The sequence below is a fragment of the Myxococcus faecalis genome (assembly GCF_050039385.1).
GTDB lineage: Bacteria > Myxococcota > Myxococcia > Myxococcales > Myxococcaceae > Myxococcus > Myxococcus fulvus.
Genome location: NZ_CP144336.1, coordinates 6,488,749 through 6,503,726, shown reverse-complemented (window position 1 = coordinate 6,503,726; position 14,978 = coordinate 6,488,749). Strand labels below are relative to the sequence as shown.

Here is a 14,978-nt window from a genome sequence, read left to right as displayed (position 1 = left end):
ATTACCGGTCGTGCCCCACCAGCTGCGTGGCCCGGCGAGCCAGTCGCCGCCACGGGTTGGTGCGACCGCCGTTCTCCAGCGAGATCTCCTTGGACACGCGCAGGTCCTTGGCCCAGCACCGCTCCATCTTCCGGACGAACTCCTTGTCGTGGATGATGAGCGAGCCCTCGCCCAGCTTGTTGAGCGACAGCGAATCCATGTTCGTCGAGCCCACCACCGCGAGCCAGTCGTCCACGATCATCGTCTTCGCGTGCATCATCGACGGCTGGTACTCGTAGATGCGCACCCCCGCGTCGAGCAGTCGCTCATAGGTGGAGCGCTGCGAGGCGCGGATGATCTTCACGTCATGCACGGGCCCGGGCCCCAGCACGCGAATCTCCACGCCCTGGCGACACTTCTCCTCCAGCTGCTCCAGGATTTCGTTGGGCGGTGAGAAGTACGCGTTGGCGATCCACAGGCGCTCGCGCGCGGCGGCGATGACCATGCGCACCATCCGCTCCGCGTCGGTGATGCCCAGCTTGCCCGCGCTCTCCACGAAGCACGCCTCGGCGTCCCCCACCAGCATCGGCTCCGGGAAGGTGTCCGGTGGCAGCAGCCCACCGCCCGACTCCTGCCAGTAGCGCGAGAAGGACAGCTGCATGTCGCGCGCGGCGGGCCCCTCGACACGCACGCTGGTGTCGCGCCACTCCTCCGGCGACAGCCCGTCTCCCTCCCACACCTTCCAGAAGCCGAAGCCACCCGTGTACGCGATGCGTCCGTCGATGATGACCAGCTTCTGGTGCGAGCGCCCCAGCAGCCGCCCCATCACCTTGCCCGCGAGCAGCCGGTAGTAGTGCACCTCCACGCCCGCGGCCGAGAGCACCTTCTCCACCTTCTGGTCGAAGTCCTTGTCCCCGCTCAGCTCCTCGCTGCCCACCGGGTCCACCACCACGCGGCACGCCACGCCCGCGTGGGCGCGGTCCACCAGCGCGTCGATGATGCGGTCCGACACGTCGCAGGGCCGCCAGATGTAGACCAGGATGTGGACGCTCTCCCGGGCCGCGCGGATGTCCTCCACCATGCGGTCGAACACCGCGCCGTTGTCCAGGAGCTCCAGGCGGTGGCCCGTCATGAGCGCCGCGCCGGTGGACTGATAAAGAGAGAACGAGAAGCCCTGAGGCCCTGGAGGCAGCTCGAAGGGCCCCTTCATCTCGTGCTTGCCGCGCTCGCTCCCCGCATCGAAGCCGTGGGCGCCGGGCTGGGGAAGAATCTCCGTCTCCGAGAGGTCCTGGGGCTCGTCCATGACGTGGCAAGCTAGGGACACTGTCCAGCCCCGGCATGCAGGGCCTGGCCGCCTGCCCGACAGGCAGGTGCTCTCTCCCATTGCCGCCCGGCACCGGGCTGGCCACACTGGGCCTCTTCCCTCGCTTGCTGGAGAGCCGACTGATGGTGGAAGAGATTCGTCCAACCGCGAAGGAGCTGCTGTCGCTGCCCCGCCTGGCCCCCCTGGTCCCCATGCTGTACGTGGCCTGGACGGACGGTGAGCTGACGCCCGCGGAGATTCGGATGCTGGGCACCGCCGCGCGCGCCCAGCCGTGGTTGGACCTGCGCTCCAACACCGTGCTCGCCCGCTGGTTGGATCCGCTGATGCCACCCAGCTCCAACGAGCTGGCCCTGGTGCGCGAGCACATCCGCGCCTCCGCCGAGCGCCTGAGGCTCAGCCCCCAGGAGAGCCTCTCCGAGCTGGGCGCGAAGCTGACAGAGCTCGTCGCGGACTCGAAGGAGCTGCCCTCGAGCATGCCGGAGCTGGTGCGCGCCTTGGCCTCGCTGGAGGCCGTGCTGGGCGTCTCCGGACGCGAGGCTGTCCGCGCCCTGGTGCCCGCCGCCGCGCACGAGCCACGCCGCATCGGCCCCACCGAGCCCACCTCCTTCGCCCCCGAGGCGCTGCGCGCGGTGCTGGACCGCAAGTACCCGGAGGTCCGCTCCCAGGTGCGCAAGTGGCTGGAGGACCCGACCTTCCGCTATCAGCGCACGCTCGACACGGACAAGCAGCGCGAGCAGGTCTTCGCCTGGCTCAAGCAGCTGGCCGACCAGGGCCTGGGCCGCATCGCGTTCCCGGAGGGCGACGAGGCCGGCGCGGACCTGGGCGCCTTCATCGCCTCGTTCGAGACGCTCGCCCTCTTCGACCTGAGCCTCGTGGTGAAGGCGGGCGTGCACTTCGGCCTGTTCGGCGCGAGCATCCTCTTTCTCGGCACCCAGAAGCACCACCGCGAGTACCTGCCCAAGGTCGCCACGCTGGAATTGCCCGGCTGCTTCGCCATGAGCGAGCTGGGCCACGGCTCCAACGTGCGCGACGTGGAGACGGTGGCGCGCTACGACGCGGAGGCCGGCGACTTCATCGTGCACACCCCGTCCGAGGGCGCGCGCAAGGAGTGGATCGGCAACGCCGCGCGCCACGGGCGCATCGCCACGGTGTTCGCGCAGCTGGAGGTCGGCGGCAAGGGGCTGGGCGTGCACGCGCTGCTGGTGCCGCTGCGCGACGAGCGCGGCCAGGTGCTGCCCGGCGTGCGCATCGAGGACTGCGGCCGGAAGATGGGCCTCAACGGCGTGGACAACGGCCGCATCTGGTTCGACCACGTGCGCGTGCCCCGGGAGAACCTGCTGGACCGCTTCGGACAGGTCAGTGCCGAGGGCGAGTACACCAGCTCCATCTCCAGCGACGGGCGCAGGTTCTTCACCATGCTGGGCACGCTGGTGGCGGGCCGGGTGAGCGTGGCGTGCGCGTCCTTGAGCGCGGCCAAGAGCGGGCTGACCATCGCGGTGCGCTACGGGGACCTGCGCCGCCAGTTCGGCCCGCCGGGCGCGCCCGAGGTGCGGCTGCTCGACCACCAGACGCACCAGCTGCGGCTGCTCAAGCCGCTGGCGAAGACGTACGCGCTCGACTTCGCGCTGGAGCACCTGGTGGAGCGCTACGTGAAGCGCACCGAGGAGGACTCCATGGAGGTGGAGGCGCTGGCGGCGGGCCTCAAGGCGTATGCTTCCTGGAACTGCACGGCGGTGCTCCAGGAGGCGCGCGAGGCGTGCGGCGGCCAGGGCTACCTGGAGGCCAACCGGCTGTCGGCGCTGAAGGACGACACGGACATCTTCACCACCTTCGAGGGCGACAACACGGTGCTGATGCAGCTGGTCGCCAAGAGCCTGCTGACGGACTACCGCCAGCGCTTCGAGGACGACCGGGTCTACGCGGTGCTCAAGCTCATCGCGGACAAGGCCACGGCCATGGCGGACAAGAACCCCATCGCCGTGCGGCGCACGGGCAGCGAGCACCTGCGCGACGACGACTTCCAGCTGCGCTTCCTGCGCTACCGCGAGGAGGACCTGCTCGCCTCGGTGGCGCGGCGCATCCGCAAGCGGCTGACGGCGGGTGTGGAGGCCTTCGCCGCCTTCAACCAGGTCCAGGCGCACCTGGTCGCCCTGGCGCACGCGCACATCGAGCGCGTGGTGCTCGAGCAGTTCATCCACGGGGTGAACACGGTCCAGGACCCGGGCCTCAAGGTGGTGCTCGGGCGGCTGTGCGACCTCTACGGCCTGTCCTGCCTGGAGGCCGCGAGCGGCTGGTTCCAGGAGAACAGCCTCATGGAGGGCGGCAAGGCGCTGGCCATCCGCAAGGAAATCGTGAAGCTGTGCACGGAGCTGCGGCCGGACGCGGTGGCGCTGGTGGATGCCTTCGGGATTCCGGACACGTGCATCGCGGCGCCCATCGGACTGGGGCATCTGTCGGCGTGACGCCCGCTGAACAATTGGGGGCCCTGGGGGGCTGACGGGCTGGGCGAGGCTGCCCAGCTTCCCGGGCCATGAAAACCACCACGACGCTGTGGCTCTGCGTTCTTGGAATGTTGTCCGCGTGTGCGTCCGTGTCTCCGGTGGAGCGCGCCGCACAGCAGGAGGAGCAGAACCGTCAACGGGCCCGGCTGCTCACCGAGGAGCTCTACAACCTGCGCAAGCTGGACCGCGTCCCGGAGCTGTTCGCCGAGGACTACGTGGACCACTCGCAGGGCGCGCCCAAGGACGTGGTGGGCCCGGCCGTGGTGCTCCAGCAGGCCGAGGCCACCTTCCAGACGTTCCCGGACCTGCGCTTCGACATCCTCCACGTGGTGGCGGACCAGGACCTGGTGCTGGTGCACTGGAAGGCCGCCGGCACGGACCCGCTGAACCTGGACGACGCGGGCAAGCCCCGGCCGCTCGCGCTCGCCGGGCATTCGCTGTACCGGATGCGCGACGGGAAGGTGGTCGAGTCGTGGGACATCTCCGACCGACTCACGCCCCTGCTCCAGCGCGGCTACCGCGTCGTCCCGCCCCAGCCGTAGCGGGGCGGCGACTCACTGAAGGACGGCGGGCGCCTGGAAGACCTCGCCGTTGCGGCCCTCCACGCGGAGGCTGGCGCCCTCGGAGGGGCTCACGCGCAGCTCCACGCGCGGCTGGCCCCGGCGGTCCACCAGCAGCAGGCCCGGGGAGCCGTGCTCATCCGCGCCGAGAATCGCGCGGGGTCGGCCATCCGCGTCCGCCAGTTCCAGGCGCGAGGAGCCATCCACCTGGAGGCCCACCGCGAACAGGTCCACGCCCCCTGGCTTGGACAGGGTGAGGCGCGGGGCCTCGTCCGAGTAGACGGTGAGCTCGGCGAGGGACTCGCCCTCCGCGGTGGAGAAGCGCAGCCGGGGCGAGCCGTCCTGGGCCACGCCGAGGAGCGCGCGCGGACGCCCCGCCTGGTCATGCAGCACCAGGCCCGTGGTGCCGGCGTCATCCAGTCCGAGCGACGCGCGCCGCTGTCCGTGCGCATCGTTGAGCACCAGACGCGAGGCCACCAGCTCTCCGCCTCCCAGCGTCGGCGCGGGCTTCAGCGCGGCCACGCCCAGCCCGAGCCCCGCCACCGCGAGCGCCGAGAAGGTCAGTCCCTGCAGCCGCCGGCAGCGGCGCTCCAGTCGCTCCAACCGAGCATCCAGCGAATCCATCTTCGTGCCTCCCGTCGGAGCGCTCCACGCGTCTGACGCACCGCACGTTAGCGGAAGGCGGACCGGACCGCCCGCGCTCCCGGAGCGCCGCCCCGACCGGACCTGGCCCCCGCCGCGATGTGGCCCTCGCGGCGCGCGTCCCCGAGAGCGCTCCGTCCACTGCGTGATTCAAGACACGTGTCGGGGAAGACATGTGACACACCGCGGCTCACGTTGATGAGGCCCGGGGGGCTGACACGGAGGCGGCGCCGACGCGAGAATGCGGGAATGAGACAGCTCGACCAGGAGCGGCTGTTGGGGGCATACCGGGCCACGCGCTACGTCATCCGTCCTCATGCCTCCACCGGAGGCGTGGAGCAGGTGCTGCGAGTCGGCCGGCTCCACCCCGCGCTCGACGCGGAGCTGACCGCGCGCGGCCACCGCGAATGGGCGTTCCTGACCGCGTGGAATCCAGGCTCAAGGCCTCGCGGCAAGGACGAGAACCAGCGAGCCCAGGAACGACTGATTTCCCAGCTGGTCGCGGGCGGCTTCGTCATCGCCCCCGCCATCGGCGAGGCCGAGGACGGGAGCTGGTCCGAGCAGAGCCTCTTCGTCCCGGGCCTGCCTCGCTCGGAGGCGGAGCGCTTCGGTCGCGCCCATGGCCAGGTGGCCATCCTGGTGGGGCGCACCGGAGGCCCCGCGGAGCTGCTGCTGTGCGGCTGCGAAGCGCCGCCGCCCGTTCCTTGAAGCAGGGCCACAGCAGCAACCCCGTGTCGCAACACGGGTTCCACCGTTCCGCCGTGAAGTCGAGCCATCCATCCACGAACCGGGGTAGGTTTCACCGCCCCCGTGCGTTGGAGTTCTCTCGATGCCTCAAGCCACACCGCGCTCGTCCCTTCTGGGAGCGCGCCCCAGCCCCTTCCTGCTCGCCGGAGCGTTCCTCACCGGCATGCTCCTCTTCGTCCATGGCGGCTGCGGAGGTGATGAGCGCGATTGCCGGAACGCCACCGACTGCCGCTACGACAACGGCGCACCGGACGAGGGCAAGGAGTGGGCCTGCGAGGAACAGCGCTGCGTGCAGCACCCCGTCCAGCAGCCGCCCCCGGATGCGGGCACGGACGCGGGGACGCCCGACGCGGGGGCTCCCGACGCGGGAACGCCTGACGCGGGGAGCCCCGACGCGGGGAGGCCCGACGCGGGGGCGCCGGACTCAGGCCCCACCACGGTGAGCATGCAGATCCTGGCCTTCAATGACTTCCACGGGCAGCTCGAGCAGCCCTCGGGCCAGGTTCTGGCGGGCGTGGCCCCCGACGGTGGACCGGTGCGGGTGAACGCGGGCGGCGTGACGTACTTCGCCCGGCACATCGCGGCCCTGCGGGCCACCAACCCCAACACGGTGGTGGTGGCGGCAGGAGACCTCATCGGCGCCTCCCCGCTGCTGTCGGGGCTCTTCCACGACGAGCCCACCATCGAGGCGATGAACCTCATCGGCCTGGACCTGGTCGCGGTGGGCAACCACGAGTTCGACGAGGGCAGCACGGAGCTTTTGCGCATGCAGGCGGGCGGCTGCCACCCGGTGGATGGCTGCCTGGACGGGGATGGCTTCGCGGGCGCGAAGTTCAAGTTCCTGGCGGCCAACGTGGCCACGGGCGTGGACCGCACGCTGTTCCCCCGCTACGACATCCGCGAGTTCGAGGGCGTGAAGGTCGCCTTCATCGGCATGACGTTGGAGGAAACGCCGGCAAGCGTCATTGCCTCGGGCGTGGAGGGGCTCACCTTCAAGGACGAAGTGCAGACGGTGAACGCGCTGGTGCCGGAGCTGCGGCAGCAGGGCATCGAAGCCATCATCGTGGTGGTGCACCAGGGCGGCGTCGCGACCCCGGGCTCCCTGGTGAACGATTGCAAGGGCGCGGGTGCGGACGGCCTCATCTCAGGTGCCATCGTGGGCCTGGTCAAGGGACTCAACGACGCGGTGGATGTCGTCGTCAGCGGCCACACGCACCAGGCCTACAACTGCGTCATCGATGGCAAGGTCGTCACGAGCGCCTCGTCGATGGGGCAGCTCGTCACGGACATCGACCTGACGTTGAGCAAGGCGACGGGCGACGTCGTGGCGGCGCGAGCGAACAACGTCATCGTCACGCGCGACGTGCAGGAGGTCGGCGCGGTGAAGGAGCTGGTGACGAAGTACCAGGAGCTCGCCACGCCCCTGGCCAACCGGGTCATCGGCTGGGTGGCGCAGACGCTCAGGAACCAGTCGGACTCCTTGGGCCAGTCCACCCTGGGCCTCGTCATCGCGGACTCGCAGCTGGAGGCGACGAAGCCCGCGAACCTGGGTGGGGCGCACGTGGCCTTCATGAACCCGGGCGGCGTGCGCGCGGACATCGCCCAGGGCGAGGTCACCTACGGCGAGGCCTTCACCGCGCAGCCGTTCGGCAACAGCCTGGTCACCATGACGCTGACGGGCGCGCAAATCGATGGGGTGTTGGAGCAACAGTGGCGGCCGTCGGGAGCCACCCTCATGCTGCTTCCGTCGGCGGGCTTCACCTATTCGTTCAGCGCGTCGGCGCCCGTCGGGAGCCGCGTCGACCCGGCGTCCATCCGGATCAACGGCGTGACGGTGGACCCGGCGGCGAACTACCGCGTCACCGCGAACAACTACATCGCGAGTGGGAGTGATGGCTTCTCGGTGTTCACCGAGGGGACGAACCGGCTGACTGGCGCCATGGACGTCGACGCGATGGAGACCTACCTGAAGGCGCGCAGCAGCGCGGCGAACCCGCTCCCCGCCCCGGCGCTCAATCGCGTCACCCGGCTGCCGTAGCGTCGCTCCGGGGGACGGGGCCGTGTCCCTGTCCCCCGCGCGCCACGGGCCTCGAGCGGCCTCCACGAAGACGCGCCAGGGTGCGCCGGGCGGAGTAGGTTCCCGCCCCTGTCCTGACCCTCGAGAGCCCCCTCCTCATGTCACGGTCCACCCCGCGCCTGGGCGCGCTCCCCGGCGTCTTCCTCCTGGCCGGAGCCTTCCTCACCGGCGTGCTCCTGTTCGCCCACGGCGGCTGCCAAGGCGCAGCTCGCGCCCAGCGACCCACCCAGGGGCCCACGGCGGACGCGGGCTCCGAGACGGTGAGCGTGCAGGTCCTCGCGTTCAACGACTTCCACGGGCAGCTCGAGCCGCCCGGGGGCAGCAACGGGCAGATTCAGACGGGCGTGGACGCCGACGGCGGTCCGGTGCGCGTGAGCGCGGGCGGCGCGTCGTACTTCGCGAAGCACCTGGCGGACCTCCGGGCCACCAACCCCAACACGGTGGTGGTGGCGGCAGGAGACCTCATCGGCGCCTCCCCGCTGCTGTCAGGGCTCTTCCACGACGAGCCCACCATCGAGGCGATGAACCTCATCGGCCTGGACCTGGTCGCGGTGGGCAACCACGAGTTCGACGAGGGCAGCACGGAGCTTTTGCGCATGCAGGCGGGCGGCTGCCACCCGGTGGATGGCTGCCTGGACGGGGATGGCTTCGCGGGCGCGAAGTTCAAGTTCCTGGCGGCCAACGTGGCCACGGGCGCGGACCGCACGCTGTTCCCCCGCTACGACGTGCGCGAGTTCGAGGGCGTGAAGGTCGCCTTCATCGGCATGACGCTGGAGGGCACACCTCAAATCGTCACGCCCACGGGCGTCGCGGGCCTCGCCTTCCAGGACGAGGTGGAGACGGTGAACGCGCTGGTGCCCCAGCTGCGCCAGCAGGGCGTGGAGGCCATCATCGTCGTGGTGCACGAGGGCGGCGTGCCCGCGCCGGGCTCGCTCATCAACGAGTGCCGGGGCAAGGGCGAGGGCGGCGGAATCTCCGGGCCCATCGTGGCCATCGCGAAGGGACTCGACGACGCGGTGGACGTCATCGTCACCGGCCACACGCACCAGGCCTACAACTGCGTCATCGACGGCAAGGTCGTCACGAGCGCCGCGTCGGCGGGGCGGCTCGTCACCGACATCGACCTGACCTTGAGCAAGGCGACCGGCGACGTGGTGGAGGCCAAGGCGAACAACCTCATCGTCACGCGCGACGTGAAGGAGGACGGGCCGGTGAAGGAGCTGGTGACGCGCTACCAGCAGCTCGCCACGCCCCTGGCCAACCGGGTCATCGGCTGGGTGGCCGAGACGCTCAAGACGCCCTTCACCCAGGCGGACCCGGCGGGGCAGTCCACGCTGGGCTTCGTCATCGCGGACTCGCAGCTCGCGGCGACGCGGGCGGCGAACCTGGGCGGAGCGCGGGTGGCCTTCATGAACCCGGGCGGCGTGCGCGCGGACATCGCCCAGGGCGAGGTCACCTTCGGCGAGGCCTTCACCACGCAGCCCTTCGGCAACAGCCTGGTCACCCTGACGCTGACGGGCGCGCAAATCGAGGAGCTGCTGGAGCGACAGTGGCAGCAGGTGGGCCCCAACGTCGTCACCCGCATCCTCCACCCCTCGGCGGGGTTCACGTACGCGTTCAGCGCGTCGGCGCCCATCGGCGGTCGCATCGACCCGGCGTCCATCCGCCTCGACGGCGAGCCGTTGGATGCAGCGGCGACCTACCGCGTGACGGTGAACAACTTCCTCGCGGGCGGCGGGGATGGCTTCGCGGTGCTCACGCAGGGGACGAACCGCCTGGGCGGCGCCATCGACAGTGACGCGCTGGAGGCCTACCTGAAAGCGCACAGCTCCCAGTCGAGCCCCCTGGCGGCGCCCGCGCTGGACCGCATCACCGCGCTGCCCTGAGTCAGGGGACGGGACCGCGCCCCTGCCCCCCGGCCGGGACATCCGCGCCCCGTCCGGGCACGTTGTCGGGCGACACGGTGGAGCCCGGGAGGATTTCAATCTCCTGGGTGCGCGTCACACGCCGGGCCACCTCGTCGAACTCCAGCTCGATGCCGCGGCCCGGCTGGTCCTTGAGGCCGAAGCGGATGCGCCAGTAGTTGGGGCGTATCTCCACGGCCTCGCCGGCCTCGGAGAGCACCAGGCTGTTGTTGCGGGCGTATTCCTCGCCGGCCTGGATGACGTCACGCTCGCCCAGCTCCGCTTGCACGGAGGCCGAGCTGGGAGGCTGGGGCGGCCGGCCGGTGGGCCCAACACAGCCCGCTCCGGCCAGGAAGGCGGCGGTCAGCAGGAGTCGAGGGAGGGGGCGCGAGCTGAGCCTGGACATGTCCACAAGTTGAGCATGGGACGTGCCACCCGCATCCCTGGAGAGCGACTTCGGAGGCGCGCGAGTCTTGCGCCTGCTCGGAGCACCAGCGCGGAACCTGCGCCTCCAGGGGCGTCGGGAATCCCGCGCGACGTCTCCAGGCGCCCCCGCTCCGCCATGAGGAGCGGGGGTGCGAGGACGGATTACTTGTTCGACGGCGTCGGGGAGATGAGGCGCTGCTTCTCCACCACTTCGTCGATGAGGCCGTACTGGCGCGCGTCCTCGGCGCTCATGAAGTAGTCGCGCTCGGTGTCCTTCTCGATGCGCTCGATGGTGTGGCCGGTGTGCTTGACGATGAGGCCGTTGATGTAGCTGCGCAGGCGGAGGATTTCCTTGGCCTGGATGTCGATGTCGGTGGCCTGGCCCTGGGCGCCGCCGAGCGGCTGGTGAATCATGATGCGGCTGTTGGGCAGGGCGTAGCGCTTGCCCTTGGCGCCGGCGAGCAGGAGCAGCGCGCCCATGGAGGCGGCCTGTCCCACGCAGATGGTGGACACCGGACACTTCACGTACTGCATGGTGTCGTAGATGGCCAGGCCGGCGGTGACGGAGCCACCGGGCGAGTTGATGTAGAGGTTGATGCCCTTGTCGGGGTCCTCGGACTCGAGGAAGAGCAGCTGGGCGACGATGATGTTGGCCACGTCATCGTTGACGGGCGTGCCCAGCATGATGATGCGGTCCTTGAGGAGCCGGCTGTACAGGTCGTACGCCCGCTCGCCGCGGTGCGTGGTCTCGATGACGAAGGGGACGTTCATGGCTCCCCTACCCTAATCGTCCTGCCGCGCGCGCGCCCGCCCCTTCTTCCCGCAGCGTGCGCTGGCCCACGGTTCCACCCCGTCCCCTCCCCCGGTGGGCCCTCGACGGGGCGTCCGGAGGAGGGACGACGGCGTGTAGGACACCCGGCGCCTACAGGCCGGTCATCTTCTCCGGGCGGACCCACTGGTCGAACTGTTCGGCGGTGACGAGGCCCAGCTCGACGGCGACCTCCTTGAGCGTCTTGCCCTCCTTGTGGGCCTTCTTGGCGATGCGCGCGGCGTTGTCGTAGCCGATGTGCGGGTTGAGGGCGGTGACGAGCATCAGGCTGCGCTCCAGGTTCTCCTGGATGCGGGCGCGGTGGGGCTCGATGCCCACGGCGCAGTGGAGGCGGAAGCTGCGCATGCCGTCGGCCAGCAGCCGGCAGCTCTGCAGGACGTTGTGGATGATGAGGGGCTTGAAGACGTTGAGCTCGAAGTTGCCGGAGGCGCCGCCCACGCTGACGGCGACGTCGTTGCCCATGACCTGGGCGCAGAGCATGGTGAGGGCCTCGCTCTGGGTGGGGTTGACCTTGCCGGGCATGATGGAGCTGCCGGGCTCGTTCTCCGGGATGGTGATTTCGCCCAGGCCGGAGCGGGGGCCGGAGGACAGCCAGCGGATGTCGTTGGCGATCTTGAAGAGCGCGCAGGCCAGGCCCTTGAGGGCGCCATGCGCGTGGACCAGGGCGTCGTTGGCGGCCAGGGCCTCGAACTTGTTGGGGGCGGTGACGAAGGGCAGGCCGGTGAGGCGGGCAATCTCCTGGGCGACGCGCTCGGCGTACCCCTTGGGGGCATTGAGCCCCGTGCCGACAGCCGTCCCCCCCAGGGCCAGCTCGTGCAGGTGGGGAAGCACGCGCTCCAGGTGCGCGCGAGCATGGGCGAGCTGCGCGACATAGCCGCTCAGCTCCTGGCCCAGGGTGAGGGGCGTGGCGTCCTGGAGGTGGGTGCGGCCAATCTTCACCACGTCCATGAAGGCGCGGGACTTGTCGGCGAGCACGTCGCGAAGCGCGTCGAGCTCGGGGAGCACCCGCTCGGCGATGGCGGTGGCGGCGGCGACGCTCATCGCGGTGGGGAAGACGTCGTTGGAGCTCTGCCCCTTGTTGACGTCGTCGTTGGCGTGGACGCGGCGCTGCTCACCGCGTTCGCCGCCGAGCAGCTCCGAGGCGCGGTTGGCGAGCACCTCGTTGGTGTTCATGTTCGTCTGGGTGCCGCTGCCGGTCTGCCAGATGCTGAGCGGGAACTCCGCGTCATGCTTGCCGGCGAGGACCTCGTCGGAGGCGCGGACGATGGCGTCGCCCTTCTCGTGGGAGAGCGAGCCGTTCTCGACGTTGACGAGGGCGGCGGCCTTCTTGACGAGCACGAGCGCGCGGATGAGCGCGGGAGGCATGCGCTCGGTGGAGATGTCGAAGTTCTGGAGGCTGCGCTGCGTCTGGGCGCCCCAGAGGCGGTCGGCGGGGACCTCGATGGGGCCGAAGGTGTCCTTCTCGATGCGGACGTCGCGAGTGCTCAAGGGCGGGCTCCTGGAGGAGAGAATCCTGGAGCCCACGCATAACAGGCCGGTCAACGGGTCACCGGGAGACGAGGAGAACCGTCGAGCCGTGAGCAGAACGCGCCGATAAGCAGGACACCGCGAACGCGTGACACAGAGGAGCGGGACGGCCGGCGTGGGGGGCCCCGCCCGCTGGCGGGGGGACCCACGGCGAGCCGAGGGGCCCGCGAGCCGTGCCCCCTGGCCGTGTGCCTAGACCCGCCGCTCCAAGCGAGGCGTCTCCGACTCCCCGAAGCGCGACAACCAGTTCAGCGTGCGCTGCAGGGGAGCCCGCCCCAACGCGGAGGTCGGGGTGAACGCCCAGAGCAGGACGTAGACGAGCGGAAGCGTGCCGCCGGAGAACAAGGTGGCCACGACGACGGCCACGCGCACCAGGGCCACGTCGATTCCCAGCTCGCGAGCGAGCATCGCGCAGACGCCGGCCACGGCGCGGCCCTCGACGCCGCGGTGCAGCCGCTCCACCCGGATTCCACACCGGGCGCAGCGCGAGGCCTCCATCCGAATCTCCTCCGCGCACCCCGAGCACCGCTTCATCGCGTCCATGACGTGTCTCCCGTGAGGGGACCCCTTGGCGGCGAGCACCCTCGACCCTACCTACGCACCTCGCCGTCGCTGATTGCGTCCCCGGCACCCGGCGCCCCCCTGCTCGCAACCCCGCGTCACGTCTGTTGATTTACAGATTTAATCCGCCGGCTGTTGACAGCATTACAGGCAAGCAGGCAGAAATTGACGCGCACTTCCATTTTGCCCTCGGAAGATTCATTTTCCGACCCGTTGCCGTAGATTTACAACGCACCAAGCCAAGGAGCCGAGATGCCCACGGAAGTCCCCTCTTCGAAGAGCCCGGCCTTCAGCGCTGGCGTAGAGGTGAAGGGGCCGTGGCACCCCGACTACGCCGAGGTGCTCACCCCGGCCGCCCTGGACTTCGTGGCGAAGCTGGTGCGCGCCTTCGGGGAGCGCCGCGAGGGCCTCCTGGAGCGCCGCAAGCAGGTCCAGGCCGCCTGGCGCAAGGGTGAGCGCCCCCACTTCCTCCCGGAGACGAAGTCCGTCCGGGACGCCCAGTGGACGGTCGCCCCGCTGCCTCCGGACCTCCAGGACCGCCGCGTGGAAATCACCGGCCCGGTGGACCGGAAGATGATCATCAACGCCCTCAACTCGGGGGCCAACGTCTTCATGGCGGACTTCGAGGACGCCAACAGCCCCACCTGGGACAACGTCGTGCGCGGGCAAGTCAACCTGCGCGACGCCGTGCGCCGCTCCATCTCCTTCACCGGCGACAACGGCAAGCACTACGCCCTGGTCGACAAGCCCGCCGTCCTCTTCGTGCGCCCTCGCGGCTGGCACCTGCCCGAGCGCCACGTCGAAGTCGACGGCAAGCCCATCTCCGGCTCCCTCTTCGACTTCGGCCTCTTCTTCTTCCACAACGTCCGCGAGCAGCTCGCCCGCGGCACCGGCCCCTACTTCTACCTGCCCAAGATGCAGAGCCACCTGGAGGCCCGCCTCTGGAACGACGTGTTCCTCATGGCCCAGGACACGCTCGGCATCCCCCGCGGCACCATCAAGGCCACCGTCCTCATCGAGACGCTCCCCGCGGCCTTCGAGATGGACGAAATCCTGTACGAGCTGCGCGAGCACTCCGCCGGCCTCAACTGCGGCCGCTGGGACTACATCTTCAGCTTCATCAAGACGCTCCAGTCCGACACCAGCGTCGTGCTGCCCGATCGCGGCCAGGTCACCATGGACAAGGCGTTCCTCAACGCCTACTCGCAGCTGCTCATCCAGACCTGCCACCGCCGCGGCGTGCACGCCATGGGCGGCATGGCGGCCTTCATCCCCATCAAGGGGGACGCCGCCGCCAACGAGGCCGTCCTGGAGAAGGTCCGCGCCGACAAGCTGCGCGAGGTGAAGAACGGCCACGACGGCACGTGGGTCGCCCACCCGGGCCTGGTCTCCATCGCGCGCGACATCTTCGACGCGAACATGAAGGGCCCCAACCAGCTCGCCAACAAGCGCGAGGACGTGCGCGTCACCGAGGCCGACCTGCTCAAGGTCCCCTCCGGCACCCGCACCGAGGAGGGCCTGCGCCACAACCTGCGCGTGGGCATCCAGTACACCGCCGCGTGGCTCGGCGGCCTGGGCTGCGTGCCCCTCTACAACCTCATGGAGGACGCGGCCACCGCCGAAATCTCCCGCGCCCAGGTGTGGCAGTGGCTGCACCACGGCGCCTCGCTCGACGACGGCCGCAAGGTCACGCCCGAGCTGTTCCAGACGCTGCTCTCCGAGGAGATGGCCCACCTCGAGAAGGAGGGCGTCCACGAGAAGTACGGCCGCGAGCACGTCACCCGCGCCCGCGAGCTCTTCGAGCGCCTGTCCACCGCGCCCGCCTTCGAGGACTTCCTCACCCTGCCCGCCTACGCGGCGCTCGACGCCAACCGCTGAACCCTTTCCAACCCTTCAACGCA

12 protein-coding genes are annotated in these 14,978 nt (G+C 70.1%); 6 read left to right on the top strand and 6 right to left on the bottom strand.

What is annotated here, in order from left to right:
• Position 1 precedes the first annotated feature (1 nt).
• A complete protein-coding gene (locus tag VZQ01_RS26105) occupies positions 2-1,282 on the bottom strand; it encodes a phospholipase D-like domain-containing protein (RefSeq protein WP_223747090.1) in 1,281 nt (426 codons plus the stop codon).
• Positions 1,283-1,425: 143 nt separating this feature from the next.
• Between VZQ01_RS26105 and VZQ01_RS26100 the strand changes: the two genes are divergently transcribed.
• Positions 1,426-3,765 (top strand): acyl-CoA dehydrogenase family protein, encoded by a 2,340-nt coding sequence (locus VZQ01_RS26100; protein WP_223747089.1) that lies wholly within the window; start codon positions 1,426-1,428, stop codon positions 3,763-3,765.
• A gap of 68 nt (positions 3,766-3,833) precedes the next feature.
• The gene (locus VZQ01_RS26095; protein ID WP_223747088.1) at positions 3,834-4,346 is read left to right on the top strand and encodes an ester cyclase; all 513 of its coding nucleotides are present in this window, start codon (positions 3,834-3,836) and stop codon (positions 4,344-4,346) included.
• 12 nt (positions 4,347-4,358) lie between these two features.
• On the opposite strand, the gene VZQ01_RS26090 is transcribed toward VZQ01_RS26095, so the two are convergent.
• Positions 4,359-4,988 carry a hypothetical protein gene (locus VZQ01_RS26090; protein ID WP_267699418.1) on the bottom strand — a complete coding sequence of 210 codons (630 nt, stop codon included), beginning with the start codon at positions 4,986-4,988 and terminating at the stop codon, positions 4,359-4,361.
• 267 nt (positions 4,989-5,255) lie between these two features.
• On the opposite strand from VZQ01_RS26090, the gene VZQ01_RS26085 reads away from it, so the two are divergent.
• The 3 genes from VZQ01_RS26085 (at position 5,256) to VZQ01_RS26075 (ending at position 9,716) form a co-directional block, all read left to right on the top strand.
• Complete coding sequence (locus tag VZQ01_RS26085; RefSeq protein WP_223747086.1) at positions 5,256-5,714, top strand: DUF3293 domain-containing protein; 459 nt, start codon at positions 5,256-5,258, stop codon at positions 5,712-5,714.
• Between the two features lie 121 nt (positions 5,715-5,835).
• Complete coding sequence (locus VZQ01_RS26080; protein ID WP_426744974.1) at positions 5,836-7,791, top strand: bifunctional metallophosphatase/5'-nucleotidase; 1,956 nt, start codon at positions 5,836-5,838, stop codon at positions 7,789-7,791.
• 137 nt (positions 7,792-7,928) lie between these two features.
• On the top strand, positions 7,929-9,716 hold the full coding sequence (locus VZQ01_RS26075; RefSeq protein WP_426744973.1) for a bifunctional metallophosphatase/5'-nucleotidase: 1,788 nt from the start codon (positions 7,929-7,931) through the stop codon (positions 9,714-9,716).
• Between the two features lies 1 nt (position 9,717).
• Here VZQ01_RS26075 and VZQ01_RS26070 read toward each other — a convergent pair whose 3' ends face one another.
• The 4 genes from VZQ01_RS26070 to VZQ01_RS26055 form a co-directional block, all read right to left on the bottom strand.
• On the bottom strand, positions 9,718-10,140 hold the full coding sequence (locus VZQ01_RS26070; RefSeq protein ID WP_141325391.1) for a hypothetical protein: 423 nt from the start codon (positions 10,138-10,140) through the stop codon (positions 9,718-9,720).
• Between the two features lie 182 nt (positions 10,141-10,322).
• A complete protein-coding gene (gene clpP / locus VZQ01_RS26065; protein WP_141325392.1) occupies positions 10,323-10,931 on the bottom strand; it encodes an ATP-dependent Clp endopeptidase proteolytic subunit ClpP in 609 nt (202 codons plus the stop codon).
• A 151-nt stretch (positions 10,932-11,082) separates the two neighbouring features.
• Complete coding sequence (gene fumC / locus VZQ01_RS26060; RefSeq protein ID WP_426744972.1) at positions 11,083-12,477, bottom strand: class II fumarate hydratase; 1,395 nt, start codon at positions 12,475-12,477, stop codon at positions 11,083-11,085.
• A gap of 231 nt (positions 12,478-12,708) precedes the next feature.
• A complete protein-coding gene (locus VZQ01_RS26055) occupies positions 12,709-13,059 on the bottom strand; it encodes a PspC domain-containing protein (RefSeq protein ID WP_223747082.1) in 351 nt (116 codons plus the stop codon).
• 270 nt (positions 13,060-13,329) lie between these two features.
• On the opposite strand from VZQ01_RS26055, the gene aceB reads away from it, so the two are divergent.
• Positions 13,330-14,955: a malate synthase A gene (aceB, locus tag VZQ01_RS26050; protein ID WP_267699414.1), complete on the top strand. Its 1,626-nt coding sequence runs from the start codon at positions 13,330-13,332 to the stop codon at positions 14,953-14,955.
• Positions 14,956-14,978: the final 23 nt, after the last annotated feature.

What these genes read in the sequence shown, in the direction of transcription:
- VZQ01_RS26095 (WP_223747088.1), top strand. Translation starts at nt 3,834, where the DNA reads ATGAAAACCACCACGACGCTGTGGCTCTGCGTTCTTGGAATGTTGTCC.
- VZQ01_RS26075 (WP_426744973.1), top strand. Translation starts at nt 7,929, where the DNA reads ATGTCACGGTCCACCCCGCGCCTGGGCGCGCTCCCCGGCGTCTTCCTC.
- VZQ01_RS26085 (WP_223747086.1), top strand. Translation starts at nt 5,256, where the DNA reads ATGAGACAGCTCGACCAGGAGCGGCTGTTGGGGGCATACCGGGCCACG.
- VZQ01_RS26105 (WP_223747090.1), bottom strand. Translation starts at nt 1,282, where the DNA reads ATGGACGAGCCCCAGGACCTCTCGGAGACGGAGATTCTTCCCCAGCCC.
- VZQ01_RS26055 (WP_223747082.1), bottom strand. Translation starts at nt 13,059, where the DNA reads ATGGACGCGATGAAGCGGTGCTCGGGGTGCGCGGAGGAGATTCGGATG.
- clpP (WP_141325392.1), bottom strand. Translation starts at nt 10,931, where the DNA reads ATGAACGTCCCCTTCGTCATCGAGACCACGCACCGCGGCGAGCGGGCG.
- aceB (WP_267699414.1), top strand. Translation starts at nt 13,330, where the DNA reads ATGCCCACGGAAGTCCCCTCTTCGAAGAGCCCGGCCTTCAGCGCTGGC.
- VZQ01_RS26070 (WP_141325391.1), bottom strand. Translation starts at nt 10,140, where the DNA reads ATGTCCAGGCTCAGCTCGCGCCCCCTCCCTCGACTCCTGCTGACCGCC.
- VZQ01_RS26100 (WP_223747089.1), top strand. Translation starts at nt 1,426, where the DNA reads ATGGTGGAAGAGATTCGTCCAACCGCGAAGGAGCTGCTGTCGCTGCCC.
- VZQ01_RS26080 (WP_426744974.1), top strand. Translation starts at nt 5,836, where the DNA reads ATGCCTCAAGCCACACCGCGCTCGTCCCTTCTGGGAGCGCGCCCCAGC.
- VZQ01_RS26090 (WP_267699418.1), bottom strand. Translation starts at nt 4,988, where the DNA reads ATGGATTCGCTGGATGCTCGGTTGGAGCGACTGGAGCGCCGCTGCCGG.